The sequence below is a fragment of the Streptomyces swartbergensis genome, assembly GCF_002148965.1.
GTDB classification, from domain to species: domain Bacteria; phylum Actinomycetota; class Actinomycetes; order Streptomycetales; family Streptomycetaceae; genus Streptomyces; species Streptomyces swartbergensis.
In genome coordinates this window covers 1-23,242 of sequence record NZ_NGFN01000109.1, presented here as the reverse complement: position 1 = coordinate 23,242, position 23,242 = coordinate 1, and the positions used below count along the sequence as shown (strand labels likewise).

General features: G+C 71.3%; 30 protein-coding genes. 22 read left to right on the top strand and 8 right to left on the bottom strand.

The genetic code is table 11. The features are described from left to right. The 9 genes from CA983_RS19005 to CA983_RS18970 all read left to right on the top strand — a co-directional run. Positions 1 to 449, top strand: a 449-nt coding sequence (locus tag CA983_RS19005) for an alpha/beta hydrolase family protein (RefSeq protein ID WP_483027218.1), incomplete at its 5' end; no start/stop codon positions are given. 38 nt (positions 450 to 487) lie between these two features. Beyond that, the gene (locus CA983_RS19000) at positions 488 to 742 is read left to right on the top strand and encodes a MoaD/ThiS family protein (protein ID WP_010036212.1); all 255 of its coding nucleotides are present in this window, start codon (positions 488 to 490) and stop codon (positions 740 to 742) included. Positions 743 to 745: 3 nt separating this feature from the next. After that, positions 746 to 1,846, top strand: coding sequence for a hypothetical protein (locus tag CA983_RS18995; RefSeq protein WP_086602102.1), 1,101 nt, complete (start codon positions 746 to 748; stop codon positions 1,844 to 1,846). A 311-nt stretch (positions 1,847 to 2,157) separates the two neighbouring features. Continuing rightward, complete coding sequence (locus CA983_RS18990) at positions 2,158 to 2,898, top strand: LmeA family phospholipid-binding protein (protein ID WP_086602101.1); 741 nt, start codon at positions 2,158 to 2,160, stop codon at positions 2,896 to 2,898. Positions 2,899 to 3,102: 204 nt separating this feature from the next. Next, positions 3,103 to 3,183 (top strand): putative leader peptide, encoded by an 81-nt coding sequence (locus CA983_RS49545; RefSeq protein WP_350310325.1) that lies wholly within the window; start codon positions 3,103 to 3,105, stop codon positions 3,181 to 3,183. A gap of 138 nt (positions 3,184 to 3,321) precedes the next feature. After that, the gene (locus tag CA983_RS18985) at positions 3,322 to 4,167 is read left to right on the top strand and encodes a sulfurtransferase (RefSeq protein ID WP_086602100.1); all 846 of its coding nucleotides are present in this window, start codon (positions 3,322 to 3,324) and stop codon (positions 4,165 to 4,167) included. A 43-nt stretch (positions 4,168 to 4,210) separates the two neighbouring features. Beyond that, positions 4,211 to 4,498, top strand: coding sequence for a DUF1416 domain-containing protein (locus CA983_RS18980; RefSeq protein ID WP_010036201.1), 288 nt, complete (start codon positions 4,211 to 4,213; stop codon positions 4,496 to 4,498). Between the two features lie 86 nt (positions 4,499 to 4,584). Then, the gene (locus CA983_RS18975) at positions 4,585 to 4,845 is read left to right on the top strand and encodes a DUF3099 domain-containing protein (RefSeq protein ID WP_059418779.1); all 261 of its coding nucleotides are present in this window, start codon (positions 4,585 to 4,587) and stop codon (positions 4,843 to 4,845) included. A gap of 20 nt (positions 4,846 to 4,865) precedes the next feature. Continuing rightward, positions 4,866 to 5,252 (top strand): VOC family protein, encoded by a 387-nt coding sequence (locus tag CA983_RS18970; RefSeq protein WP_086602099.1) that lies wholly within the window; start codon positions 4,866 to 4,868, stop codon positions 5,250 to 5,252. Here CA983_RS18970 and CA983_RS18965 read toward each other — a convergent pair. Beyond that, entirely contained in the window at positions 5,246 to 5,608 is a 363-nt protein-coding gene (locus CA983_RS18965; protein ID WP_086602098.1) for a DsrE family protein, read from the bottom strand. The two genes, CA983_RS18970 and CA983_RS18965, sit on opposite strands and share 7 nt — an antisense overlap. Positions 5,609 to 5,824: 216 nt before the next feature. On the opposite strand from CA983_RS18965, the gene CA983_RS18955 reads away from it, so the two are divergent. From CA983_RS18955 to ygfZ, 3 genes are read left to right on the top strand one after another with little or no spacing between them, the layout of a single operon-like run. After that, a complete protein-coding gene (locus CA983_RS18955) occupies positions 5,825 to 6,400 on the top strand; it encodes a heme-binding beta-barrel domain-containing protein (RefSeq protein WP_086602097.1) in 576 nt (191 codons plus the stop codon). 16 nt (positions 6,401 to 6,416) lie between these two features. Continuing rightward, a complete protein-coding gene (locus tag CA983_RS18950) occupies positions 6,417 to 6,854 on the top strand; it encodes a Fur family transcriptional regulator (protein WP_086602096.1) in 438 nt (145 codons plus the stop codon). Positions 6,855 to 6,864: 10 nt separating this feature from the next. Next, a complete protein-coding gene (gene ygfZ / locus CA983_RS18945; RefSeq protein WP_086602095.1) occupies positions 6,865 to 7,830 on the top strand; it encodes a CAF17-like 4Fe-4S cluster assembly/insertion protein YgfZ in 966 nt (321 codons plus the stop codon). A gap of 19 nt (positions 7,831 to 7,849) precedes the next feature. Here the strand turns inward: ygfZ and dtd are convergent, their stop codons facing one another. Continuing rightward, on the bottom strand, positions 7,850 to 8,275 hold the full coding sequence (gene dtd, locus CA983_RS18940) for a D-aminoacyl-tRNA deacylase (RefSeq protein ID WP_010036184.1): 426 nt from the start codon (positions 8,273 to 8,275) through the stop codon (positions 7,850 to 7,852). Positions 8,276 to 8,487: 212 nt separating this feature from the next. Between dtd and CA983_RS18935 the strand changes: the two genes are divergently transcribed. The 3 genes from CA983_RS18935 to CA983_RS18925 all read left to right on the top strand — a co-directional run bounded on the left by CA983_RS18935 (position 8,488) and on the right by CA983_RS18925 (position 11,643). Beyond that, positions 8,488 to 9,120, top strand: coding sequence for an RsiG family protein (locus CA983_RS18935; RefSeq protein ID WP_086602094.1), 633 nt, complete (start codon positions 8,488 to 8,490; stop codon positions 9,118 to 9,120). 77 nt (positions 9,121 to 9,197) lie between these two features. Continuing rightward, a complete protein-coding gene (locus tag CA983_RS18930) occupies positions 9,198 to 10,460 on the top strand; it encodes a GNAT family N-acetyltransferase (protein ID WP_086602093.1) in 1,263 nt (420 codons plus the stop codon). A gap of 265 nt (positions 10,461 to 10,725) precedes the next feature. Continuing rightward, entirely contained in the window at positions 10,726 to 11,643 is a 918-nt protein-coding gene (locus tag CA983_RS18925; protein ID WP_086602092.1) for a FadR/GntR family transcriptional regulator, read from the top strand. 2 nt (positions 11,644 to 11,645) lie between these two features. Here CA983_RS18925 and CA983_RS18920 read toward each other — a convergent pair whose 3' ends face one another. Then, complete coding sequence (locus CA983_RS18920; protein WP_010036177.1) at positions 11,646 to 11,834, bottom strand: hypothetical protein; 189 nt, start codon at positions 11,832 to 11,834, stop codon at positions 11,646 to 11,648. Positions 11,835 to 12,002: 168 nt separating this feature from the next. On the opposite strand from CA983_RS18920, the gene CA983_RS18915 reads away from it, so the two are divergent. From CA983_RS18915 to CA983_RS18895, 5 genes are all read left to right on the top strand, one after another. Next, positions 12,003 to 12,872, top strand: a complete 870-nt coding sequence (locus CA983_RS18915) for a winged helix-turn-helix domain-containing protein (RefSeq protein ID WP_086602091.1) — start codon at positions 12,003 to 12,005, stop codon at positions 12,870 to 12,872. 29 nt (positions 12,873 to 12,901) lie between these two features. Then, positions 12,902 to 13,615, top strand: coding sequence for an HAD family hydrolase (locus tag CA983_RS18910; protein WP_208636988.1), 714 nt, complete (start codon positions 12,902 to 12,904; stop codon positions 13,613 to 13,615). 215 nt (positions 13,616 to 13,830) lie between these two features. Next, positions 13,831 to 14,868 carry an aminoglycoside phosphotransferase family protein gene (locus CA983_RS18905; RefSeq protein ID WP_086602089.1) on the top strand — a complete coding sequence of 346 codons (1,038 nt, stop codon included), beginning with the start codon at positions 13,831 to 13,833 and terminating at the stop codon, positions 14,866 to 14,868. 61 nt (positions 14,869 to 14,929) lie between these two features. Beyond that, positions 14,930 to 15,568, top strand: coding sequence for a TetR/AcrR family transcriptional regulator (locus tag CA983_RS18900; RefSeq protein ID WP_086602088.1), 639 nt, complete (start codon positions 14,930 to 14,932; stop codon positions 15,566 to 15,568). A 41-nt stretch (positions 15,569 to 15,609) separates the two neighbouring features. Further along, positions 15,610 to 17,631, top strand: a complete 2,022-nt coding sequence (locus CA983_RS18895; RefSeq protein WP_086602087.1) for a HelD family protein — start codon at positions 15,610 to 15,612, stop codon at positions 17,629 to 17,631. A 32-nt stretch (positions 17,632 to 17,663) separates the two neighbouring features. Here CA983_RS18895 and CA983_RS18890 read toward each other — a convergent pair whose 3' ends face one another. The 4 genes from CA983_RS18890 to CA983_RS18875 form a co-directional block, all read right to left on the bottom strand. Further along, a complete protein-coding gene (locus tag CA983_RS18890) occupies positions 17,664 to 18,497 on the bottom strand; it encodes a transglutaminase domain-containing protein (protein ID WP_086602086.1) in 834 nt (277 codons plus the stop codon). A gap of 71 nt (positions 18,498 to 18,568) precedes the next feature. Continuing rightward, positions 18,569 to 19,750 carry a GDSL-type esterase/lipase family protein gene (locus tag CA983_RS18885; protein WP_086602085.1) on the bottom strand — a complete coding sequence of 394 codons (1,182 nt, stop codon included), beginning with the start codon at positions 19,748 to 19,750 and terminating at the stop codon, positions 18,569 to 18,571. Positions 19,751 to 19,754: 4 nt separating this feature from the next. Continuing rightward, entirely contained in the window at positions 19,755 to 20,342 is a 588-nt protein-coding gene (locus CA983_RS18880) for a TetR/AcrR family transcriptional regulator (protein ID WP_086602084.1), read from the bottom strand. A 95-nt stretch (positions 20,343 to 20,437) separates the two neighbouring features. Then, positions 20,438 to 20,986, bottom strand: a complete 549-nt coding sequence (locus tag CA983_RS18875) for a DUF2269 domain-containing protein (protein WP_208636987.1) — start codon at positions 20,984 to 20,986, stop codon at positions 20,438 to 20,440. A 148-nt stretch (positions 20,987 to 21,134) separates the two neighbouring features. On the opposite strand from CA983_RS18875, the gene CA983_RS18870 reads away from it, so the two are divergent. Then, the gene (locus tag CA983_RS18870; protein ID WP_086602083.1) at positions 21,135 to 21,788 is read left to right on the top strand and encodes a class I SAM-dependent methyltransferase; all 654 of its coding nucleotides are present in this window, start codon (positions 21,135 to 21,137) and stop codon (positions 21,786 to 21,788) included. A 225-nt stretch (positions 21,789 to 22,013) separates the two neighbouring features. Here CA983_RS18870 and CA983_RS18865 read toward each other — a convergent pair whose 3' ends face one another. Beyond that, positions 22,014 to 22,736: a hypothetical protein gene (locus CA983_RS18865; protein ID WP_086602082.1), complete on the bottom strand. Its 723-nt coding sequence runs from the start codon at positions 22,734 to 22,736 to the stop codon at positions 22,014 to 22,016. 141 nt (positions 22,737 to 22,877) lie between these two features. Between CA983_RS18865 and CA983_RS18860 the strand changes: the two genes are divergently transcribed. Continuing rightward, on the top strand, positions 22,878 to 23,242 hold a 365-nt coding region (locus tag CA983_RS18860; RefSeq protein WP_086602081.1), incomplete at its 3' end, for a VOC family protein.

Sequence of the window (23,242 nt, the reverse complement as noted above, 5' to 3'; positions counted from 1 at the left end):
CGGTGGGGTTCTCCATGGGGGGCTCGGTGGTGCTGCGCCATGCGGCGCTGCACCCGCGGCAGACCGACGCGGTGGTGTCGGTGAGCGCCCCGGCCCGGTGGTACTACCGGGGGACCGCCCCCATGCGGCGGCTGCACTGGCTGGTGACGCGGCCGGAGGGCCGGGTGGTGAGCCGCTACGGGTTCCGTACCCGCATCCACCACCGGGACTGGGACCCGGTCCCGCTCTCGCCGGTGGAGGCGGTGCCGAGGATCGCGCCCACGCCGCTGCTGATCGTGCACGGCGACGCCGACGGCTACTTCCCCGTCGACCATCCCCGCATGCTGGCCGCGGCCGCCGCCGACCAGGGCGAACTGTGGCTGGAGCCGGGCATGGGGCACGCCGAGCACGCGGCGAGCGACGCACTGCTCGGGCGGATCGGGGAGTGGGTCGTGGGCCGGGCGGGCTAGCCTGGCGGGGTTCACCGACAAGCAGATCGAGGAAGCAGATGCCAAAGGTCACGGTGCGCTACTGGGCCGCCGCCAAGGCCGCGGCCGGGGTGGCCGAGGAGCCGTACGAGGCGGCCACGCTCGCCGAGGCGCTCGACGGGGTGCGTGAGCGACACCCCGGCGAACTCGAGCGCGTGCTGCGGCGATGCTCGTTCCTCGTGGACGGTGACCCCGTGGGCACCCGCGGACATGAGACGGTACGGCTGGCCGACGGCGGCACGGTCGAGGTGCTCCCGCCGTTCGCAGGAGGGTGAGCGATGACCAACCAGCCGTACGACGGCTATGACCCTTACGGGCAGCAGCCGCAGCAGCCACAGCAGCCGCAGCCGCAAGGGTGGCCCGGGCAGGGGTACCAGCAGGGCTATCAGCAGGGACATCAGGGGCAGCAGGGATACGGCGATCCGTACGCCGCCCAGCAGTACACGCAGCAGTGGCAGGGGCAGACCTGGGAGACGCAGACGCAGTCGCCGGTGTCCGCGCAGGTGACGGCGGCGGAGGAGACGGCGTATCTGCCGCCGCAGGGGTACCGGGCGCCTGCTCAGGCTCCTGCTCCCGCCCCTGCTTCCGCCGCCGAGTACGGCCCGGCCACCGTCGCCGGGAACGCGCGGCTCACGGACGCGCAGCGGGCGCGGGCGGAGGGACGGTCGCCGATCATCGAGCCCGGGATGCAGCCGGCCGCGCTGACGGCGCTGCTGGGGCTGTTGCTGGCGGGGGCGGCGGCGGTCGGCACGTATGCGCTCCTGGTGCCGCTCGTCGTCCTCCAGGCCGTCACGGCGGCGGGCTGGTTCCGGCTGAACGGGATGTGGCCGGCGCGGCAGGGTATCGCGCTGGGCTTCGCGGGCGCGCTGGCCGCGGACGCGGCGCTGCTGGCGTCGGACCGCTCGCCCTCGGCGATCCTGGGCACGCTCGGGGTGTGGGTGCTTCTCGCGCTGGTGCTCCAGCTGCGGTCGCACGCCGACCCGGACGAGCGGATGTACGGCCTGATGGCGACCGTCGCGGCATCGGCACTGGCGATCGTCGCGGGCGGGTACCTCGCGGCCGAGGCGGACGCGGTGACCGTGGGCGCGATCGCGGTGGCGGTCGCGGTCCTGGCCCGCGCCCTGCCGCTGCCGACCCCGGCGTCGGTGGTGGTGGCGCTGCTCGCGGCGGCGGGCGGCGGTGTCGCGGCCGGCTCGATGACGGGCCTGGGCACGTCGGGCGCCCTCCTGGGCGCGGGCGCGGCAGCCTGCGCCCTGATCGGCCACCGAGTCGCCAGTTACGACTACCCGTCCCGCTTCGTCCACTTCACGGCGGGTGTGGCCCTGCCCTTGTCCGCGGCGGCCCCGGCGGTCTACGTACTGGGGCGGGCGCTGGTCTAGCGCCTGTTCGCGGGTAGCGCGCTGCCATAGGTGCGGGCAGTCGTGCCGCTGGGGCGGCACCCGTCCCAAAGAAGCGGCACCCCGTCCCGCCGGGCTGCGGTCCCATTCGCCGCCGGCAGCTGCCGGCGGCACCTCGCTCCGCCGGGCCGCGGTCCCACCCGCCCGGCACCAACGCCGGGCACCCGCCCTGTCACAGATGATCGACAAACCCAGGGCCCCCACAGCCCACGGAGTTACCCTCACGCAAGGACGGCCGCTCGGTCGTCGAACACCGGACCGCCGTCCAACCGCCTAGGTGGGGGAAACACCGCATGCGCGCACTGCGAATACTGCTGATCGTCGTCGTGATTTTCGGCGGGCTCTTCGTGATCGCCGACCGCGTCGCCGTGAACTTCGCCGAGGGCGAGGCCGCCGACCGCCTGAAGGCCACCGAGAACCTCTCCGCCACCCCGGACGTGTCCATCAAGGGCTTCCCGTTCCTCACCCAGGTCGTCGGCGGTTCCCTCGACGACATCGAGGTCGGCATCGCGAACTACGAGGCCGCCGCGGGCAACGGCGCCGAGAAGATCCGTATCGACGACCTCCGGGCCGACATGCGGGGCGTCGAGTTCTCCGGCGACTACAGCTCCGCCACCGCCACCAGCGCCACCGGCACCGCGACCGTCGCCTACGACGAGCTGCTGAAGACGGCGAAGTCCGAGCCCACCCAGGTCGCCCCGGGCGTCACCGCCAACGTCGTAGGCCTCTCCGACGGCGGCAACGGCAAGATCAAGGTCACCGTCGAGGCCACCGTCCTCGGCACCAAGCTGCCCGAACCGGTCTCCGTGCTCAGCTCGGTGACGGTGATCGACGGCGACACCGTCCGGGTGAAGGCCGACGGCCTGCCCAAGTTCGGCGGCGTCGAGATCGCCGAGTCCCGGGTCCGGGCCATCACCGACTTCCAGCAGAAGATCGACGGCCTGCCCGGCGGCATCAAGCTGGACAAGGTCCAGGCCGCGCCCAACGGCGTCGAGATCACGGTGAAGGGTTCCGACGTCCGCCTGGCCGGGTAGGAAAGGCGCCAGGCGGACCGGACCCGGGGTGTCCGGTGGGCGAGACAGTGAAGTCCGTAGCGTAGATGTGACGGCGGATACATTCGGGTACGACCCTTGTCCCGCGCCTTCCCGAGCCCCCTCGATCCCACATCGTGGATTTTCCCGTCTCAGTATGCGACACGCCGGTGACACGCGCGCCCGACCGTCCCTACGATCGACGGCATGAAGCGACAGGCGGATCTCACGAAGCGGCGGGCAGTAGACCTGTGCCGCGTCGCCGCCATGCTCTGTCGCACCTTCTGAGCGACCGCGTCGGCCCATGCGCCGGCGCGCGCATCCCCGCCGCCCTGCATCAAGGGCACTCGTGCGCCGCCCTCGTCATGGGCGCGCGCCCCGCAGATCTCGCACGCCCCGCCGCAACTGCCCCGGAGGAGAAAGAGCATGAGCCGCAGCGACGTCCTGGTCGACGCCGACTGGCTCCAGGAGCACCTGGACGACCCGACCATCGCCATCGTCGAGGTGGACGAGGACACGTCCGCCTACGAGAAGAACCACATCCGGAACGCGATCCGCATCGACTGGACCAAGGACCTCCAGGACCCGGTCCGTCGTGACTTCGTCGACCAGGAGGGCTTCGAGAAGCTCCTGTCGGAGAAGGGCATCGCGAACGACCACACGGTGGTCCTGTACGGCGGCAACAACAACTGGTTCGCCTCGTACGCGTACTGGTACTTCAAGCTGTACGGCCACGACAACGTCAAGCTCCTCGACGGCGGCCGCAAGAAGTGGGAGCTCGACGCCCGCGAGCTCGTCGCCGGCGACGAGGTGCCGGAGCGTTCGAAGACGGACTACAAGGCCAAGCCGCAGGACACGTCGATCCGTGCCTTCCGCGACGACGTCGTGGCGGCCATCGGCTCGCAGAACCTCGTCGACGTGCGCTCGCCCGACGAGTTCTCCGGCAAGCTGCTCGCCCCGGCCCACCTGCCGCAGGAGCAGTCCCAGCGCCCCGGCCACGTGCCGAGCGCCCGCAACATCCCGTGGTCCAAGAACGCCAACGACGACGGCACCTTCAAGTCGGACGAGGAGCTCAAGGAGCTCTACGCCGCGGAGAGCGTCGACCTGGCCAAGGACACCATCGCCTACTGCCGCATCGGTGAGCGCTCCGCGCTGACCTGGTTCGTGCTGCACGAGCTGCTCGGCGTGGAGAACGTCAAGAACTACGACGGCTCCTGGACCGAGTACGGCTCCCTCGTCGGTGTGCCGATCGAGCTCGGCGCCAACAAGTAAGCGAACCGACCGACCTTATCTGACCTCTCTTCAGGAGTACGACATGTGTGGAGCGAAGGCCGGCGGCCCGGACGCCTCGACGATCAAGCCCGGTGAGACCACGATCCAGGGTCAGGTGACCAAGGACGGCGAGCCCGTGACCGGGTACGTCCGTCTGCTGGACTCGACCGGCGAGTTCACGGCCGAGGTGCCGACCTCGGCGACCGGACAGTTCCGCTTCTACGCGGCCGAGGGCACCTGGACTGTCCGTGCCCTCGTGCCCGGCGCCACCGCCGACCGCACGGTCGTCGCCCAGAAGGGCGGCCTGGCGGAGGTCGCGATCGCCGTCTGACGGCGACAGTGCCAGGAGGGGCCGCATCCCACGGGTTGGACGCCTGGGGTGCGGCCCTTCGGCATGCCCGGACCTACGCTGGGGGTATGTACGCACGACGGCGGCGCACGTACTTCGCGATGATGGGCGGCTGCATCGGGCTGTTCGTCCTGGCCTGGGGCGTCGTACGCCTGTGGTCCGTCCCCGTCGCCGTCGGGATGTGCCTCGTCGCCATGGTCATCCCGCCCGTCGCGGCGATGGTCGCGAACCGGCGGGGACCCGACGACCGCTGGTGGGACGATCCGTCCGGCGACCCCAAGTCCGACGAGTGGTGGGACGAGCTGGACGGCAAGAAGCGCCGGTACTGAACCGGCGAAGGGGAGGAACCGTGCGCCTGACGGCGGCGACCCTGGACGCCCCGAACGCCCGTGAGCTGGCCGCCTTCTACCTGCGGCTGCTGCCCGGGTGGCGGGTGTGGCGCGGGGAGGACTGGCAGGACTGGGTGCACATCCGGCCGCCGGACGGTGGTACCGGACTGTCCTTCCAGACCGAGCCCGCCTACCGGCCGCCCGTCTGGCCGAGCACGCCGCACCGGCAGCAGATGATGATCCACCTCGACATCGAGGTCGACGACCTGGAAGGCGAGACCGCACGGGCCCTGGCCGAGGGCGCGCGGCTCGCCGAGTATCAGCCGCAGGACGGCGTCCGGGTGCTGCTTGACCCGGTGGGCCACCCCTTCTGCCTCTTCACGGAGGCCGCGGAGGCGTCTCAGTAGACGAGCGCCTGGGTGTCCTCCGCCATCGCCTCCTGGACGAAGACCTGCGCGCCGGCGATGCGGACGCCCTTGATGACGTCCTGCTCCGAGATCTCGCGGCGGGCCGCGCACTGCGTGCACAGGGTGACGCGGCCGGCCGCCAGGATCGAGTCGAGCAGGTCGGGCAGCGGGGCCGCGTGCGGCAGCTCGAACTCGGCGGCGCGGCCGGGAAGGGCGTACCAGGCGGACTCGCCGGTCAGCCACAGGGAGACGTCGACACCGCTGGCCACCGCCACCGCCGCCACCGTGAACGCCTGGGAGCACCGCTCGGGGGCGTCGGCCCCGGCCGTCACCTTGATCACCAGCTTCTTCGCCATAGCCGGAATCGTAGTCCGGAATCGTAGGGCCGAAGGCGCCCGCGTAAGCTGGGCCCGGCCCCGTGCACACATCCGCACCCCGCTCAAGGAGCACCCCGTGGAGCTTTTCTTCGAAATCCTGTTGGTCCTGGTCGCCGTCGGCGTCCTCGCCTTCGCCGGACTGACCGTGAAGAAGCTGTACCAGGGCCAGCGCTGACCCACGTCTAGGAACCTCTCATGATCGAGATCCCGTCCGACCTCCACAAAGACCTCGTCCCGCTCGCCTTCCTGCTCGGCAGCTGGGCCGGTGCCGGGGTGCACGACTTCCCCGGCTCCGAGAAGTGCAACTTCGGGCAGGAGGTCGCCTTCAGCCACGACGGCCGGGACTTCCTTGAGTACCGCTCCCACAGCTGGGTGCTGGACCAGGACGGCAACAAGGTCCGGCCGCTGGAGTCCGAGCACGGCTACTGGCGCATCGACGCCGACCGCAAGGTCGAGGTCACGATGACCCGCGACGACGGCGTCATCGAGATCTGGTACGGCGAGCTGGCCGACAAGAAGCCGCAGATCGACCTCGTGACGGACGCGGTGGCCCGCACCGCCGCCTCCCAGCCGTACACCGGCGGCAAGCGGCTGTACGGCTACGTCAAGAGCGACCTGATGTGGGTCGGCGAGAAGCAGACCCCCGAGGTGGAGCTGCGCCCCTACATGTCGGCCCACCTGAAGAAGGTCGTCACCCCGGAGGAGGTCGAGCGCTGGGCCAAGGCCCTGCCCGACGACATGCCGGACGACGGGATCGCTTTCTTCAAGTAGTTCTAGACTGGCCGGTGTGGTGAGCACCGACTGGAAGAGCGATCTGCGGCAGCGCGGCTACCGGCTGACCCCGCAGCGGCAACTCGTGCTCGAAGCCGTGGACACCCTGGAGCACGCGACCCCCGACGACATCCTCGTGGAAGTGAGGAAGACGGCGTCGGGGGTCAACATTTCCACGGTCTACCGGACGCTGGAGCTGCTGGAGGAGCTCGGCCTGGTCAGCCACGCCCATCTGGGGCACGGCGCGCCGACGTACCACCTCGCGGACCGGCACCACCACCTCCACCTGGTCTGCCGTGACTGCCAGAACGTCATCGAGGCGGACGTGGCCGTGGCGGCCGAGTTCACCGCGAAGCTGCGGGAGACGTTCGGCTTCGACACCGACATGAAGCACTTCGCGATCTTCGGCCGGTGCGAGGACTGCACGCTCAAGGCTTCAACTACCGAGTCGTAGGCTTACGGATATGAAGAGCCCCCTGCTGACCCTGCCCGGCGCAGTCCCCGCCGAAGGCGTGGACGAAGGCGTCGCCGCCCACTACGGCGATCTGTTCCGCGAGCAGCGTGCCCTCGCCGACGGCACCGGATTCGTGGACCTCTCGCACCGGGGGGTCGTCACCGTCACCGGCGAGGACCGCCTCGCCTGGCTGCACCTGCTGCTCACCCAGCACGTCAGCGACCTCCCGGCGGGCCAGGCCACCGAGGCGCTGATCCTGTCCGCGAACGGCCACATCGAGCACGCCCTCTACCTCGTCGACGACGGCGAGACCGTCTGGGCCCATGTGGAGCCGGGCAGCCAGGACGCGCTGATCGCGTACCTGGAGTCGATGAAGTTCTTCTACAGGGTCGAGGTCGCCGACCGGACGGCCGACATCGCGGTGCTGCACCTGCCGGCCGGCTCCATCGCCGAGGTGCCCGAGGGCGTGGCCGTACGGGAGACGCCGTACGGACGGGACCTGTTCCTGCCGCGCGCCGACCTGGAGGCGTACGCCGGGCAGGCCGGGCCGCCCGCCGGGATCCTCGCCTACGAGGCGCTGCGCGTGGAGCAGCACCGGCCCCGGCTCGGCTTCGAGACCGACCACCGCACCATCCCGCACGAGCTGGGCTGGATCGGCTCGGCGGTGCACCTGCAGAAGGGTTGCTACCGGGGTCAGGAGACGGTCGCCCGGGTGCAGAACCTGGGCAAGCCCCCGCGCCGGCTGGTCTTCCTGCACCTGGACGGCAGCGAGGTCCACCTGCCGGTGGCCGGCACCGAGCTCCGGATCGCGGACGACGGCCCCGACGGCCGGAAGGTCGGCTTCATCACGACCTCCGTACGCCACCACGAGCTGGGGCCGGTCGCCCTCGCGCTGGTGAAGCGGAACGTGGCCGTGGACGCGCCGCTGGTGGCCGGTGACACGGCCGCGGCCCAGGAAGTCGTCGTCGAGCCGTAGAGCTTGTCATTCTTTCGGGTCAGATCTCGATCAGCACGGTGAACGGGCCGTCGTTCGTCAGTGATACACGCATGGCCGCGCCGAAGCGGCCCGTGGCCACCGTCGCGCCCAGCGAGCGGAGCTGGGCGACCACCTCGTCGACGAGCGGTTCGGCGACGTCGCCGGGGGCGGCGGCGTTCCAGGTGGGGCGGCGGCCCTTGCGGGCGTCGCCGTAGAGGGTGAACTGGCTGATCACCAGGAGCGGGGCGTCGATGTCGCTGCACGACTTCTCGTCGTGCAGCATGCGGACCGACCAGAGTTTGCGGGCCAGCTGGGCCGCCTTCTCCTTGGTGTCCTCGTGCGTGACTCCGACGAGGACGCACAGCCCCTCGCCTTCGATCGCCCCCACGGTCTCGCCGTCCACGACGACGCTCGCGCCGTCCACCCTCTGCACCACTGCTCGCATACGTCCATCATGCAGGGCGGTGAACGCGCGGCCGCCGGTGGTTCCCGCATGGCCCGAAAGGGTGGTTTGCGCAAGGCGCCAACAGACCGCGCACGGCCGTATTTTGCTGCTTAACCGCCCATCTGGGGTCTATCGGGGGCACTCGTTCCCATAGCGGCCACTTGGGGTGGCACGATGCTTTCACACACCGGTCGAGGGGACGGTTGAGGCACATGAGCACATCAAGCACCGGGCATCCGCTGGGGGCTGTCTGGTCGAGCCAGACGGGGATCGGGGCGTCGGAGTACCACCGGCCCCCCACACAGCGCACCGACAGTCCGCCGCTGCCCTCGGACACACCCGAACACGATCTGGCCGCGCTGAGCCTGCCCGAGCTGCGCGCGCTGCGCCGCGAGGCCCAGCGCGACGAAGCCGACCTCAGCTATCTACGGCGGCTGCTCCAGGGGCGGATCGACATCCTGCGGGCGGAACTGAGGCGCCGCACCCCGGTGGGCGCGGCCTCCGTCGCCGTCCCCGCGGAGGCGTCCGTCGTCGAGCGGCTCGCGGAGATCCTGCTGGACGCCCCGGCCCGCCACCGCTCCTCCGCCCGCCACGTGACCATGGGGACGCCGCAGGGCGAGGAGTACCGGCGGCTGGCCGCGGAGATGCTCGCCGAGGTCGAGCTGTCCGACCTGGACGCCCGGACGGACCTGGAGCTGAACACGGCGATGGGGCGGCTCGTGCGCTACGAGAAGCAGGTCTCCCGGCGGCGGCAGCGGCTCCAGCGCACGGCCGACGAGTGCAGCGCGGAGATCGCACGCCGGTACCGCGAGGGGGAGGCTCAGATCGACGACCTGCTCGTGTGAGGCTCCGGGGGTCGAGTGAGGGCCGGCGGTCGGATATTTACGCGACACCGACCGGCCCTCCGCCTAGCGTGACGTCCATGACCCCCACTGCCCGTGCCGACGGCATCGACGTACGCCCGATCACCGAAGCCGAGTTCACCGACTGGCTGCGTGCCGTGAACACCGGCTTCCTGCGCGTGCCGGTCCTGTCCGGGGAGGAGATCGAGGGCCGCCGTGAGCGGTTCGTCCCGGGCCGGTACCTCGGTGCCTTCGACGGCGGCCGGTGCGTGGCGACCTTCCGGTCCTTCGACCAGGAGCTCACGGTGGTGGGCGGGGCGAGGGTCCCGGCCGACGCCGTCTCGGGTGTCACCGTCCATCCCACTCACCGGCGCCGGGGGTTGCTCAGCCGGATGATGGAGCGGGATCTGTCCGCCGCGAAGGAGCGCGGGGACGTCGTCGCGACGCTGATCGCCGCCGAGTACCCGATCTACGGCCGGTACGGCTTCGGGCCGGCGACCTGGACGGCCGAGTGGACGGTCGACGTGCCGCGCGCCGGTCTCGACGCCCGCTGGGCGGGCCCGGCGGACGGCGGGCGGATCGACCTGGTGGACGGCGAGGACGTCCGCAAGCTCGGCCCCGACCTGCACGCGCGGCTGTGCCGTGTCCAGCCCGGCGCCATCGACCGCGACGAGCTGTGGTGGAAGTGGAACACCGGCGCCGTACGGGTCGACCCCTCCTGGAAGCAGCCCTTCTTCGCCGTGTACCGCTCGGTGTCCGGCGAGGTCGAGGGCATGGCCGCCTACGAGGTCGACGACAACTGGGGTGACGCCAAGCAGCCGTTGAACACCGCGAGCGTGCAGTGGCTGCTCGGCGTGACACCGGCCGCGGAGCGCGCCCTGTGGGAGTACCTGTGCTCCATCGACTGGGTCGTGAAGGTCAAGAGCGGCTGGCGGGCCCCCGACGACCTGCTCCCGTTCCTCCTGCCGGATCCGCGGGCGGCCAGGATCACCTCGCTGGCGGACTGGCTGTGGGTGCGGATCCTCGACGTCGCAGGCGCGCTGGAGGCGCGGACGTACGAGGGGGAGGGGACGCTGGTGCTGGAGGTCGCCGGCGTGGACGGGCTGACCGGCGGGCGCTACCGGCTGGAGGCCTCGGCCGACGGGGCGGCCTGTACGCCGACCACCGAGAGCGCGGACATCACGCTCGGGCTGGTCGAGTTGGGGGCGCTGTGGCTCGGGGACGAGTCGGCGGTGCGGCTGGCGGCGCTGGGCCGGGTGCGGGAAGAACGAGCGGGCGCCGCCCGGAAGGCCGACGCCCTGCTGCGTACGTCCAGGCGGCCTTGGTGCCCGGACCTGTTCTGAACCGCTCCCTTCCGCCGACGACAGGGATCCCGCATCCGTAGCGAGCTGTTCGGTTGTGGTTGTTGTGCGGTGGTGCCTGCCGGCGGTGGTGCCGACCGGCCGGGGCTCCCGGCTCCCCTCCGGAAGGGAGCCCCACGGCGGATGGCCAACCCCCTTGAAGGTCTGACCATGTTGCCGAAGTTGGCTACCAACTTCACAGTTCTTATCTCCGCTTGGAAGCGGCTTATAACCACCCGGTGCTGAACTGCCGGAAGATGGCGGGAAGTTGTACTGTTTTGTTGTGGACCCGGAACACGCCTCCGTCAGTGGACGGAAGAGGTCGCAACGGCCACAGAGAACACATCACGAGGTGGCCGACGAACTGCGCGCCCGGATCAGGTCAGGAGCACTGCGACCGGGTGAGCGCATGCCCACCCAGGCCCAGCTGGCCCAGGAGTTCGGCGTCGAGCGCGGTGCGGTACGCCAGGCCCTGCGCGTCCTCCAGTCCGAGCGGTTGCTCACCAACGTGTCCAAGGGCAGCCCGGCGACCGTCGCCCCCGACCCGGACAGGGCGCTGACCGGCCCGGAAGCCCCGCCGCTGCCGACCACGGTGGCCCTCGCGCCCCGGATCGCGGCGGCGTTCGCGGCGGAGCACGTCGAGATCGACGCCGTGTGCCTGACCTCCATCTCCCTCACGCTCGCCATCGGTGAACCGCTGCGGCAGATCCACGCCGGACGGCTGAAACCGGCCAAGGTCGACGTCCGGGTCCTGCTGCCCAGCCGGCACATCGACCTCGCGTTCCCGGTGCCGGTCGAGGGGCGCGGCGACGACTGGGTGCACGACCGGTGGCTGGCGATGCGCAACGCCCAGGGGCAGGTCCTCCGGCACAACCTGCTGGCCCTGCGCGCCACGCACGGCATCGACGTGCGCGTCACGTTCCGGGCGCTGCCCTTCACCCCTCCGGTGAAGCTGTACCTGCTCAACAACACGGAGGCGCTGTTCGCGTACTACACGCTGATGCGCCGGGAGGCCGAGATCGATCACGAGCACCTGGAGATGTACGACGCCCAGGGCACCCGGTCGATGCTGTTCTCGTTCCAGCAGGGCCCGGGCCTGCGCGACACGACGTTCGTCGAGCAGTCGCACCTGTGGTTCAACGCGCTGTGGGAGACGATCAGTTCGGAGCTGGTGCTCACGAGCTGAGGTCATCGGGCGGGGCCCGTCATCAGCAGCGCGAGCACGACCGCTCCGGCGGAGCTGACGGCCGGGCTCTTGGCCTTGATGCCCACGGTGAGAAGGATCAGGCCGACGATGCCCGCCGGACCGTACTTCCACTGCACGAGCTGCTCGAAGGCGACGACGAAGGCGGCGGAGAGGAGAGCGAGGGCGGGCATTGGTCTTCCCCCTTCGGAAGTTCGGAGGCAAAACTTCCGCCAACTCGGGTAAGTTGGCAACCAACTCTGATTAAGTCGTCCCCACTTGGCCCATGGTTATAAACAACTTTCAAACAACTCCCGCCAGATGGATCAGAGTTGTAGCGTTTGGTCGTGGCCCAGGAGAACATGGCGGAGAACGTGGCAGTGAACGGCAGCGGCAGGCTCTCGCCCCAGGAGATCGCCGGCATCCTGCGGGAACGTATCCGCGCCGGTGAGCTCAAGCCTGGGGACCGACTCCCCACCCAGGCCGAACTGGCGGAGGAGTTCGGCGTGGAACGCGGCGCCGTCCGCCAGGCCCTGCGGGCACTCCAGCAGGACGGCCTCCTCACCAACGTCAGCAAGGGCAGCCCGCCGCGCATCGCCGAGCCCGCCCGGGCCGGCGGCGAGCCCCAGCCGACGATGGTGGGCCTGGCACCGCGGCTCACCGAGGCGTTCTCGGCCCGCCGGGTCCGCATCGACGTCGTCTGCCACACCGCGGAGACCCTGATGCTCGCCATCGGGGAGCCGCTCCGCCTGATCCACGAGGGCCGTATCCAGCCCGAGTCGATCGACGTCCGCATCCTGGTCCCCTCCCGGGACATCGAGCTGGCCTTCCCCGTCCCCGTGGAGGCGCACGGCGACGACAATCCCGTCCACCAGCGCTGGCTGTCCATGCGCAACGCCCAGGGCCAGGTCCTCCAGCACAACCTGCTCGCCCTGCGCTCCACCCACGGCATCGACGTGCGCGTCACGTTCCGCGCGCTGCCCTTCACCCCACCGGTGAAGCTGTACCTGCTCAACCAGGAGGAGGCGCTGATCGGCTACTACATGCTGACCAGGCGCGCGGAGGAGTGGGGCAGCCAGACCCTGGACATGTACGACGTCCTCGGCTCCCAGTCGCTCCTCTTCTCCTTCGTGAAACGAGCGGGTCTGCGGGACGGGGCGTTCGTGAAGGAATCCCAGAAGTGGTTCGACGCCCTCTGGGAAACCATCACCACGGACCTGACACTCTCCTAGTGACTCCTGATACGACGCAGACTGGTTCGGTGACAGCCGAGACCGAGAACGATCAGCACCACCTCCTGACTCTGATCAAAGGCGCCCGTGTCGTGCTCTGGGACTTCGACGGGCCCATCTGCCGTCTGTTCGCCCGGCACTCGGCGGACGGCGTGGCGAGCGACCTGGTGTCCTGGCTGGAGAGCCGGGGACTGCACGGCCTGCTGACGGAGACGGAACGCGAGTCGCTCGACCCGCAGGTCGTCCTGCGCGCCGTGGACCGCCGGCATCCCGGCAGCGACCTCGTCGCCGAGCTGGAGGAACGTCTCACCCATGAGGAACTGCGGGCCGCGTCCTCCGCGATGCCGACCCCGTACGCGGATCCGCTGATACGGACCTGGTCAGCGGTGGGCTCCCGCCTCGCGATCACCACCAACAACTCCCCGCGGGTCGTGCGCAAGTACCTCGAAAGCCGCGGCCTCGTCGGCTGCTTCGCCCCCCACATCTACGGCCGCACCCAGGAGCTCCGCCACCTGAAGCCGGACCCCCACTGCCTCAACCAGGCGCTGAACGCCATGGGCACCGCCCCGCCCGACGCCCTGATGATCGGCGACACTCCGCCGGACCGCGAGGCCGCGGCAGGGGCCGGGGTGCCGTTCCTCGGGTACGCGAGCAACCCCCGAAAGGCCAAGATCCTGAGGGAGGCGGGAGCCGACACCGTGGTCGAATCCCTGGAGCCCGTACTCAGGTTGCTGCGCGGCTAGGGGGCAGAAGCCCCCTGGGCCCGGCCCGCTCTCCTGACGGGTGCCCGGGTCACCCGGGAGGGGGCGAGTTCGGCTCGATCGCCGGGTTCTCCCCTGATCACGGCGGCCGGTGGAGTAACGTGCCTTCCCCCTTACACCATCCGCACCACCGGGGCAGGCTGAACCACCCAATGACACCCCCATCGGTCTCCGGTGCTCGGCAGCGAGCAGTCGAGATGAGCGGCGACCCGAACCTGGTCAAGGGGCCGCTCAAGGGGTACCACCACGAGACCTACGTCCTCGCCTTGCCCGGTGGGGCACGAACCGTCAAGGTCCGTGAGCCGCGAGCCGAGATCCTGTGGTTCGACCGGAGGTGCTTCAGGTCGGAGGAGGAACTGCTCCGCGCCCTCCAGGGGCACATCAGCCGTGTCCCCGGCATCGTCGATGCCGCCGGTATGGCCCTTCAGGGATTCATCGAAGGGCGCACACTCGGTGAGCAGCGGCGGCCGGGGCGGCGCGTTCCCGACGCGGTGTTCGACCAGATCGTCGACCTCTTCGGGGAGATGGTGCGGGTCACACCGGACATGCTGAGGGTGGAGCGGCGCTGTGAGGACCGGGACCGCGCCGAGGACGGGGACAGCGACGGCTTCCTGGAGCGTCTGATCGTCTTCGTCGAGGAGCAGGTCTACAGGAAGAACCACACGGCGTTCGCCGGCCTGTTCCGCGCGCTCGGTATCTCGGACGAATCGTTCACCCTGCTGAGGAAGCACGTGCTGGGGCTCCAGGAGCGCCCGTTCTGTCTCCTGCACGCGGATCTGCACCGTGAGAACTTCGTCGTCGATCCGGAGGGCCGGCTCTGGGCCATCGACTGGGAGCTGGCGATGCTGGGTGATCCGCTCTACGACCTGGCCACCCACCTCTACCTGATGCGCTATCCGGTCGATCAGGAGAGCCGTATGGTCCGTGAATGGTGCGACCTGGTCGAGAGGATCCGGCCGGGCAGCTCGTCCGGGTGGGAGCGGGACCTGCCGTTGATCCTCGACTTCAAGCGGGCGCAGTCGGTCTTCACCGATGTCATCCGGGTGTCGCTGTCCCTGCGCGAGGACGCGGGCTTCAACTGGGTGGCCCTGCCCGTGGCCGCCGGCAAGCTGCAGAGGATCCTCGCCGCCGCCGCGCAACCGCTGGGCCTGACGCAGGTGCCGAGCCGTTCGCAGATCATGGCGGCGCTGATCCGCTGGCGCGGCGACGGTTCCCCGGGCCGGGCCCTCGCCTAGCCCTCACCCGCGCCACGCCGTGCCCCACCCCGCCCTGTCGCGCACTGCGTAGGCTCGCCGCATGAGCGAGATCGGGCTGCGTGAGCGCAAGAAGCAGCGGATGTACCAGGTCGTGTCGGACACCGCGATCCGGCTCTTTCTGGAGAAGGGGTTCGACGCGGTGTCCGTCGCCGAGGTGGCGGCGGCGGCCGAGATCTCCAAGCCGACGCTGTTCCGGTACTTCCCGGCGAAGGAGGATCTGGTCCTGTACCGGATCGCCGACCACGAGGGGGAGGCCGCTCGGGTRGTGGCGGAGGCGGAGGGGGAGCCCGTCGAGGCGTTGCGGCGGCACTTTCTGGAGGGACTGGAGCGGTCCGATCCCGTGACCGGGCTGAACGACRATCCCCGGGTGCTCGCCTTCCACAACCTGCTCTACGGGACGCCCTCCCTCGTCGCCCGGGCCTACGCGCATCAGGAGCGGGCCGAGGCCGCGCTCGCCGAGGTGCTCGGGGGTGACCTGGACGCGCGGCTCGCGGCCGGGCAGATCATGGCCGTGCGGCGGATCCTCGCGATGGAGAACTGGCGGCGGATCGCGGCGGGGGAACGGGTGGCGGACGTGCGGGCGGACGCGGTGGCGGCGGCGGAGCGGGCGTTCGGGTGGCTGGCGGTGGGGCTGCCGCCGCGCATCCGGGCGAGGCGACTCAGCCGCGATACTGAGTAATAAATTTAACTCGGTCACATTCTTTGGGTGCGCTCGGTGGAATGACGCCGACCGAACCCGCCCTCCAGCACGCTCTCAGCCGTGAACGCGCCCACCACGACCGCTGCCGGGCCGCCCTCGCCGCGATGGTCGAGGGGGCCGACGAGCAGGTCGTCATCGGCGAGGACGTCTCCGCGTCGGGTGCCGACGCCGAGATCCTCGGGTACCGGCTGCGCAGCCAGGCCAAGGCGCTGCGCGAACTGCCCGAGGGGCCCTTGTTCTTCGGGGCCCTGCGGGGGGAGCAGGGTGAGTTGCACATCGGGCGGCTGCGGATCACCGAGCACCCGGCCGAACCGCCGCTCGTCGTCGACTGGCGCGCACCCGTGTCGCGGGCGTTCTACCAGGCCTCCGCGCGTGATCCCCACGGCGTCGCCGTGCGCCGGAGGTTCGGGTGGGCGCCCGGCAGCCGGGGCGACTCCGGCGACCTCACCGGCCTGGAGGACGAGCACCTGGCGGAGGGCGAGACGCGGGCCAGCGAGATCGTCGCCCGGGAGATCGAACGGCCCCGTGTCGGGCCCATGCGCGACATCGCCGCGACCATCCAGCCCGAGCAGGACGACCTCGTACGCGGGGACCTGGCGGTGTCGGTGTGCGTGCAGGGGGCGCCCGGCACCGGCAAGACCGCCGTCGGGTTGCACCGGGCCGCGTATCTGCTCTACACGCACCCGCAGCGCATCCAGCGCGGCGGTCTGCTGATCCTCGGGCCCAACCGCACCTTCCTGTCGTACATCGCGGAGGTCCTGCCGTCCCTCGGCGAGACCGGTGTGCGGCAGTCGACGCTCGCCGAGGAGATCGCACGGCATCCGGTCGGCGGCCGCGACGAGCCGGCGGCCGCCGTCGTCAAGCACGACGCCCGGATGGCCGAGGTGCTGCGGCGGGCGCTGTACGCGCGCGTGCGCGCCGACGGCGGTGATGGTGACGGGCTCGCCGTGCCCGACGGGGCGTACCGGTGGCGGGTGCCGGCGGCGGAGCTGGCGCGGATCGTGGCCCGGGTGCGGGAGGAGGAACCGCCGTACGGGGTGGGCCGGGAGCGGGTGCGGTCGCGGATCGTGCGGTCGGTGCGCGAGCAGGCCGAGCGGCGGGCCGGGCCGCAGTCCCACGCCTGGGTGCGCCGGGTCGAGCGGGCACGGCCGTTGTCCGCGTACGTCGACGCCGTCTGGCCCCGGGTGCGGCCCGAGGAGGTCGTGGCTGACCTGCTCAGCGATCCGGGGGTGTTGGCCGAGGCCGCCGATGGGCTGCTGGACCCGGGTGAGCAGCGGGCGCTGCTGTGGCGGAAGCCGCCCCGGTCGTGGAAGTCGGCGCGCTGGTCGGCCGCCGATCTGGTGCTCCTCGACGAGGTCGCCGGGCTGATCGAGCACCCTGAGGGCTACGGGCATGTCGTCGTCGACGAGGCGCAGGACCTGTCCCCGATGGAGTGCCGGGCCATCGCCCGCCGGGCGCCCTTCGGCTCGCTCACGGTACTGGGCGACCTGGCGCAGGGGACGACGCCGTGGGCGGCACGGTCGTGGCACACCGTCCTGGCGCACCTGGGGAAACCGGACGCGGCCGTGGTCGAGCTGACCACCGGCTTCCGCGTGCCGCGAGCGGTCGTCGGCCTCGCCAACCGGCTGCTGGCGCGGCTGGACGTGGACGTCCCGGCGGCCCGTTCGCTGCGCGGGGACGGGGAGTTGCGGACGCGGGAGACAACCCCGGACGGCGTGCCCGAAGCGGTCGTGGCGGCCGTACGGGACGCACTGGTGCGGGAGGGCTCGGTCGGGGTCGTCGCGGCGGACACGGACGTACCCCGGATGCGGGCGGCCCTGGACGCGGCCGGCATCGGGACGGCGGGCCCGGAGGAACTCGGCGCGCGGGTGTCCCTGGTCCCGGCGAGCGTCGTCAAGGGCCTCGAGTACGACCACGTCGTGGCCGTCGAACCGGCGACGATCGCCGAGGCGGAGGAACGGGGGCTGCACCGGCTGTACGTGGTGCTGACGCGCGCGGTGTCACGGCTGGAGGTGGTGCGGGGGAGGCCGTTGCCGTTCTAGACCCTGTCGGCCCGGCCACGAGCCGCCGCGGCTCAGCCGGTCAGGTGCTCCGGCACCGTGAAGTGCGGGTGCGTGAACAGGCGGGTCAGGCTCGCCGGGTCGTCGTCGGCGCAGGTGCGGGCGAGGGTGTCGATGAGGCTGTCGTAGTCGGGGCCCGTGCCGCCCTCGTAGGCCTCGGTCATCCGGCCCCACTCGTCCCAGTTGAGCATCTCGTGCTTGCAGAGGGCGGCGAGGTCGCGGACGGCGTTGCCGCTGATCTCGTGCGGGCCCCAGGCGTGCTCGGTGCCGGCCACGCCGAACAGGTCCGGGTCCAGCCGGCCCTCGCGGTAGCGGATCCATGCCTCGCCGCCGGTCAGGAACTCGCCGGGCGCGAGATCCTCGGGGTGCTCGACGTAGCCGCTGCCGAGGTGCTCGGTGTCGACGCGCACCCAGCGGGCCTCGGCGGTGTGCCAGTACTCGGTGATCCAGTGGTCGAGGCCGCGGCCCTCGGCGAAGTAGGTGGCGAAGCCGCAGCGGGCCCGGGCCGCGACGCCTCGCGCCCGCAGGATCGCGCAGGCCAGGGTGGCGAAGTGGCGGCAGGTCCCCACGACTCTCGTCTCCGGGCTGCGCGGCTGGTGCAGCGGGGCGGGGTCGAGAGCCGTCAGGGCCGCGAGCAGGCCGCCGGCCGGGCGGATCTCCTTCTCGGCGATCCGCTCCTCGGGGAGTCCGAGCCGAGCGGCGTCCGCGGGCTGGATGACCAGGGTCCGTACGACGGAACAGACCTCGACGGGGTCGTCCGGGAGTCCCTCCAGCAGCCCCGACTGCCCTGCGTCGAGGCGGGTGAAGGGCCCGGGGCTGGAGTAGTGGTCGAGCGCGTCCGCGGTCATGGTGGGCAGCGTAGGGGAGGGGTCTGACAGTCGTGGCGGCGTCCACAGGGTGTGGACGCCGCCGCGTGAGGTCAGGAACCCGGGGCGAAGGGGCCGCCTTCGGCGAAGACCAGTTTGTGGAAGCGTTCGCCGATGTGGCGGTGGGTGGCGGCGTCCGGGTGGAGCTCGTCGGGGAGGGGGAGTTCGGCCGCGTCGGACTCGCCGTAGAGGTCGAGGCCGTCGAGGTAGTGGATGTTCGGGTCGTCCGCGGCGCGCTGCCGGACGATGCGGGACAGTTCCTCCCGGATCACGCCGAGCGTCAGCTTCCCGGCGGCCACCTCCGCCGGGTCGCCCATGGCGGAGAACCGCAGCCGGCCCTCGCCGAGCGCGCTGAGGTCCGGGGCCGTGGGGCCGGGCGTGTCCTCGTGGATGGCGCAGTGGACGGAGGAGACGACCAGCAGCGGGGTGTCGGGGTGTCCCTCGCGGATCGTGTCGAGGAAACCGTGCACGGCCGGACCGAACGCGCGCAGCCGCATCGCGTCCGCGTTGACGATGTTGATGCCGATCTTGACGCTGATCAGGTCGGCCGGGGTGTCCCGCATGGCGCGCGCCGTGAACGGGTCGAGCAGCGCGCTGCCGCCCAGACCGAGGTTGATCAGTTCCACACCGCCGAGCGACGCGGCGATCGCCGGCCAGATGGCGGTGGGGCTCGCGGCGTCGGAGCCGTGGCTGATCGAACTGCCGTGGTGCAGCCACACCCTGCGGCCCCGGTCCGGCACCGGCTCCACGGGTGCGTCCGTGCGCAGGGCGACGAGCTCGGTGGTCTCGTTGTGCGGCAGCCAGATCTCGACGTCCTTCTCGCGCGCGGGCAGGCCGGTGAAGCGGACGGTGCCGACCGGGCCCGGCGTGACCTCGGCGTTCCACGTGGCCATGTCGATCGTGAGGACGTTGCCGCCGGTCCCGGGGGCCTGGCCCGCCGGGCGGCCGTCGACGAGCAGGTCGTACAGGCCGTCCGGGCGTGGCGGGGCGCCGATGTAGTCGCGCTTGGTGCGCAGCGTGTCCAGTTCGACGGCGGTCGCGGCGGTACGGAACGCCAGGCGTACGCCGGAGGGCTGGGCCTCGGCCATGGCCAGCTGGCCGTCGGTGTTCTGCGCGCGGGCCCGGGCGGGCAGCCGGTGCGGGAGCAGGCCGTGTTCGGTGCGCTCCAGGTCGAGGGCGCCGCGCAGCAGGTCGGCCGTGAGGGGGGTGGTGATCCAGTCGTGCTCGGTGTGCATGGTGTCAGCCTCGGGAGTCGGTGGGGGGTTCGGGCCAGTTCCGCAGCAGCGTGTCGAGGGCGTCGAGGATCCGGGCCCAGGTGTCGTCGGTGTCGGGGGCGCTGTGACTGAACCCGCCGCCCATCTCCAGGCTGACGTAGCCGTGGAAGACGCTGCCCAGCAGCCGGACCGCGTGGGTCTGGTCCGGTTCCGTCAGGTCGTAGCCGCGCAGCAGCGCCCGGGTCATCTGCGCGTGCCGGACCCCGGCGCTCGCCGCCGCCGTCTGCGGGTCGAGTCGCAGCTGGGCCGCGGCGTAACGGCCCGGGTGCTCCCGGGCGTAGTCGCGGTAGACGTTCGCGAGGGCGGCCAGGGCTTCCTTGCCGGACCGCCCGGCCAGGGCGTCGGCGGCCCGGTCGGCGAGTTCGGTGAGGGCGAGCAGGGCGATGCGGGTTCTGAGGTCCTGGGAGTTCTTCACGTGCGAGTACAGGCTCGCGACCTTGACGTCGAACCGGCGGGCGAGCGCCGAGACGGTCACCTGGTCGAAGCCGACCTCGTCGGCCAGCTCGGCACCCGCCTGGGTCAGGCGTTCCGGTGTCAGTCCTACGCGTGCCATATGGCCACTCCCTTCTGCCAGAAGGAAGTGTGCACCTGCCTAATAGTATTAGGCAAATCCTATGCTGCCTTAGCTGCCTTAGCTGCCTAGGTGCCTTAGGCATCTTGCAGAGCACGCCGGGCGGGCTCCCGCAGTCTCCTGCCCCGCCTGGTCGGGCCCCAGGGCTTCAGGACGGAGATCACCGTCATGAAGACGTAGGCGGACAGCGAGACGACCGGCCCGAACAGGACGTCACCGGCGTCGGGCAGGGGCCCGCCCGCGGCGACGGCGGTGACAGCGGAGTTCACGCCGGGGCGCAGGGCGAACACCGTGGCGGTGGTCGTGGCGAGCGTCAGCCAGAACTTCGTGCAGACCCAGCGGTACCGGGCGAGTCCCCACGGCGTGCCCAGGGACAGCACCAGTCCGCTGAGCAGCGTGAGGAACGCGACGGGGAGCAGGAGCCAGTCGGCGAAGAGCTTCATGGCCCGGACGGACGCCTCCACGGTCACGGCGGACCCGGTGGTGGCCGCGGTGGTCCCGAGCACGAGCAGCCCGAGCGTGAGCCCGAGCCAGCTCGCGGAGGCGGTGACGTGGACGACGAGAACGGCCCGGCGCGCCGGGCGGCCGAGTTTCGGAATCGAGTGGGGCTTCTGCTTCGGCTTCACGCTGCCACCGTGCCGGGAGGGGGTGGCGCACGCGTCTGACGGCGGGAGTAAACCGGCGTACTGGCGTCGGCGTACGGGCGGGGTACCGGCAGGCACTCGCTCGGCGTGACGGCCCGCCCCTGCCAGCGCCGTCGTCTAGCTTCACGGCATGACCGAACCCTCCCACGTCACCGCCGTCCGACAGTCCTACGACACCGTCGCCGCCGACTACGCCCGACTCGTCAAGGAGCCGGCCGAGCTGGACCCGGTGTCGCGCGCGATGCTGGCTGCCTTCGCCGAGCTCGTCCGGCCGCCGCACCCCGGACCGGTGGCCGACCTGGGCTGCGGCCCGGGCAAGGTGACGGCCCACCTGGCCGCCCTGGGGGTGCCGGTGTTCGGCGTGGACGTGTCGCCGGAGATGGTCGAACTGGCCCGGGCGGCGTACCCCGACCTCCGCTTCACCGTCGGCTCGATGACCGCGCTGGAGATCGGCGACGGCGAACTCGGCGGCATCCTGGCGTACTACGCCACCCACCACACCCCGCCGCAGTGGCTGCCGACCGTGTACGCCGAGTTCCACCGCACCCTCGCCCCCGGCGGCCGGCTCATGCTGGCCGGCCCGGTGGGCAGCGGCGAGCACCTGCGCCCGTCGCACGCCTACGGCGACCATCCGGTGTCCTACGAGTCGTACCTGCTGCCGCCGGACCGGATCGCCGAACTGCTCCACAAGGCCGGACTGGTCGTCACGACGCGTGTCGTGCAGGAGCCGGACGAGGGGACCAAGCGGCAGATCGGCACGTTCCTGGCGTACAAGCCGCAGTAGCGACAGGCGGGCCCGGTGGCTATCCGCCGTGCAGCCAGTGCGTCCTCACGGGCCCGGTGGGGCGGCCGCTTCAGCCGTTCGGTTCGCTCTCTTCGGGCGCGTCGCCGACTGGTTCCGGCATCCCGATGACGTATGTCCCCTTCGCGGGCAGGGTGGCGACGAGCCCTCGTTCAGGGCGAAGGCGCCCAGCTTGGACGCCGGCGTCGAGACCCGGCGTCGCGTGTGCTATCCGCTGTGCGTCCATACCCGCAACGGGCCCAGCGGCTCGAAACCGTGCCGGAGGGCGACCGCCAGATCGTCTCCCTGCTCGTAACCGACCACGGGCAGGGTGGGAAAGAGCCGGACGAGCGCTTGCAGGACGACCGGCCAGGCCGCGTCGGGCCCGCCGTCCCGCCCGAAGACGTTGGAGACGCCGACCACGTGCTCACTGCGGCTCGCCACCGCTCCGGCGACCACTCGGCCTTCGGCGGAGCGTCCCGCGATCACGGAGGTCTCCGGGTCGGCGAGCAGGCCGTCCCGGAACAGGTCCGCGTTCCCGGCCCCGTCGTCCCAGGCCAGTGCCCAGGCGCGCAGTGTGTCCGGGTCGCCCGCCACGTCCCATACGAGATCAGGCGGACCCGGCTCGCTGGTCGGCGCCCCCGCCGGACGGTGGATCCACTGCGCCTCGAACAGCACCCGGAACCCGGCCCCCGTCAGATCGAGATCGGCGAAGCTGTCCTTGACCGAGGCATCGGGCGGGCCCGTGTCGACCCGTGCCACCAGCGCGTCCGGGTCGGCGCCCGGTTCCAGCGTCACCGCGTCGGGGTAGTAGAGCGGCGCCCGCCCGGTGGTGACCCACGCCTCGCCCCCGAACTCACCCGCCACGCCGTGCGCCCGGCACATCGCCGCACACCACTCGGCGTTGTTACGGGCGGCGGCACGGACCAGGGACTGCTGCGAAGTCGTCACGAGGGCGGATCATGGCCGGGCCGGGCCCGGCTCGTCGAACGGTTTTGAGTTCCGGTCCTTCTCGGTCACTTCTCGGTCACTTTCTCGGTCGCTTCTAGGGTGATCACGGGAGTGTCCACCGATGACCGGCCTGGAGGCTGCATGTCCGTACAGATGAGGTTGAGCGCGATAACCCTGGACTGCCCTGATCCGCTCGCGCTGGCGGCGTTCTACCAGGCGGCCACCGGCCTCGAACCGCACCCGAGGTCGAACGCCGAATTCGCCTCTCTGGGCGGTGGGGACGATGGGGACGGACTCTCCATCGGCTTCCAGCGGGTCGACGGCTACCGGGCTCCGAGCTGGCCGGGCCAGGACGTGCCCCAGCAACTGCACTGCTGCTTCAGGGTCGCGGACCTGGAGGAGGCCGAGACCCGGCTGCTGGCGCTGGGAGCGGGCAGGCCGGAGCAGCAGCCGAACGAGAGCAGGTGGCGGGTGCTGACGGATCCGGCGGGGCATCCCTTCTGCAT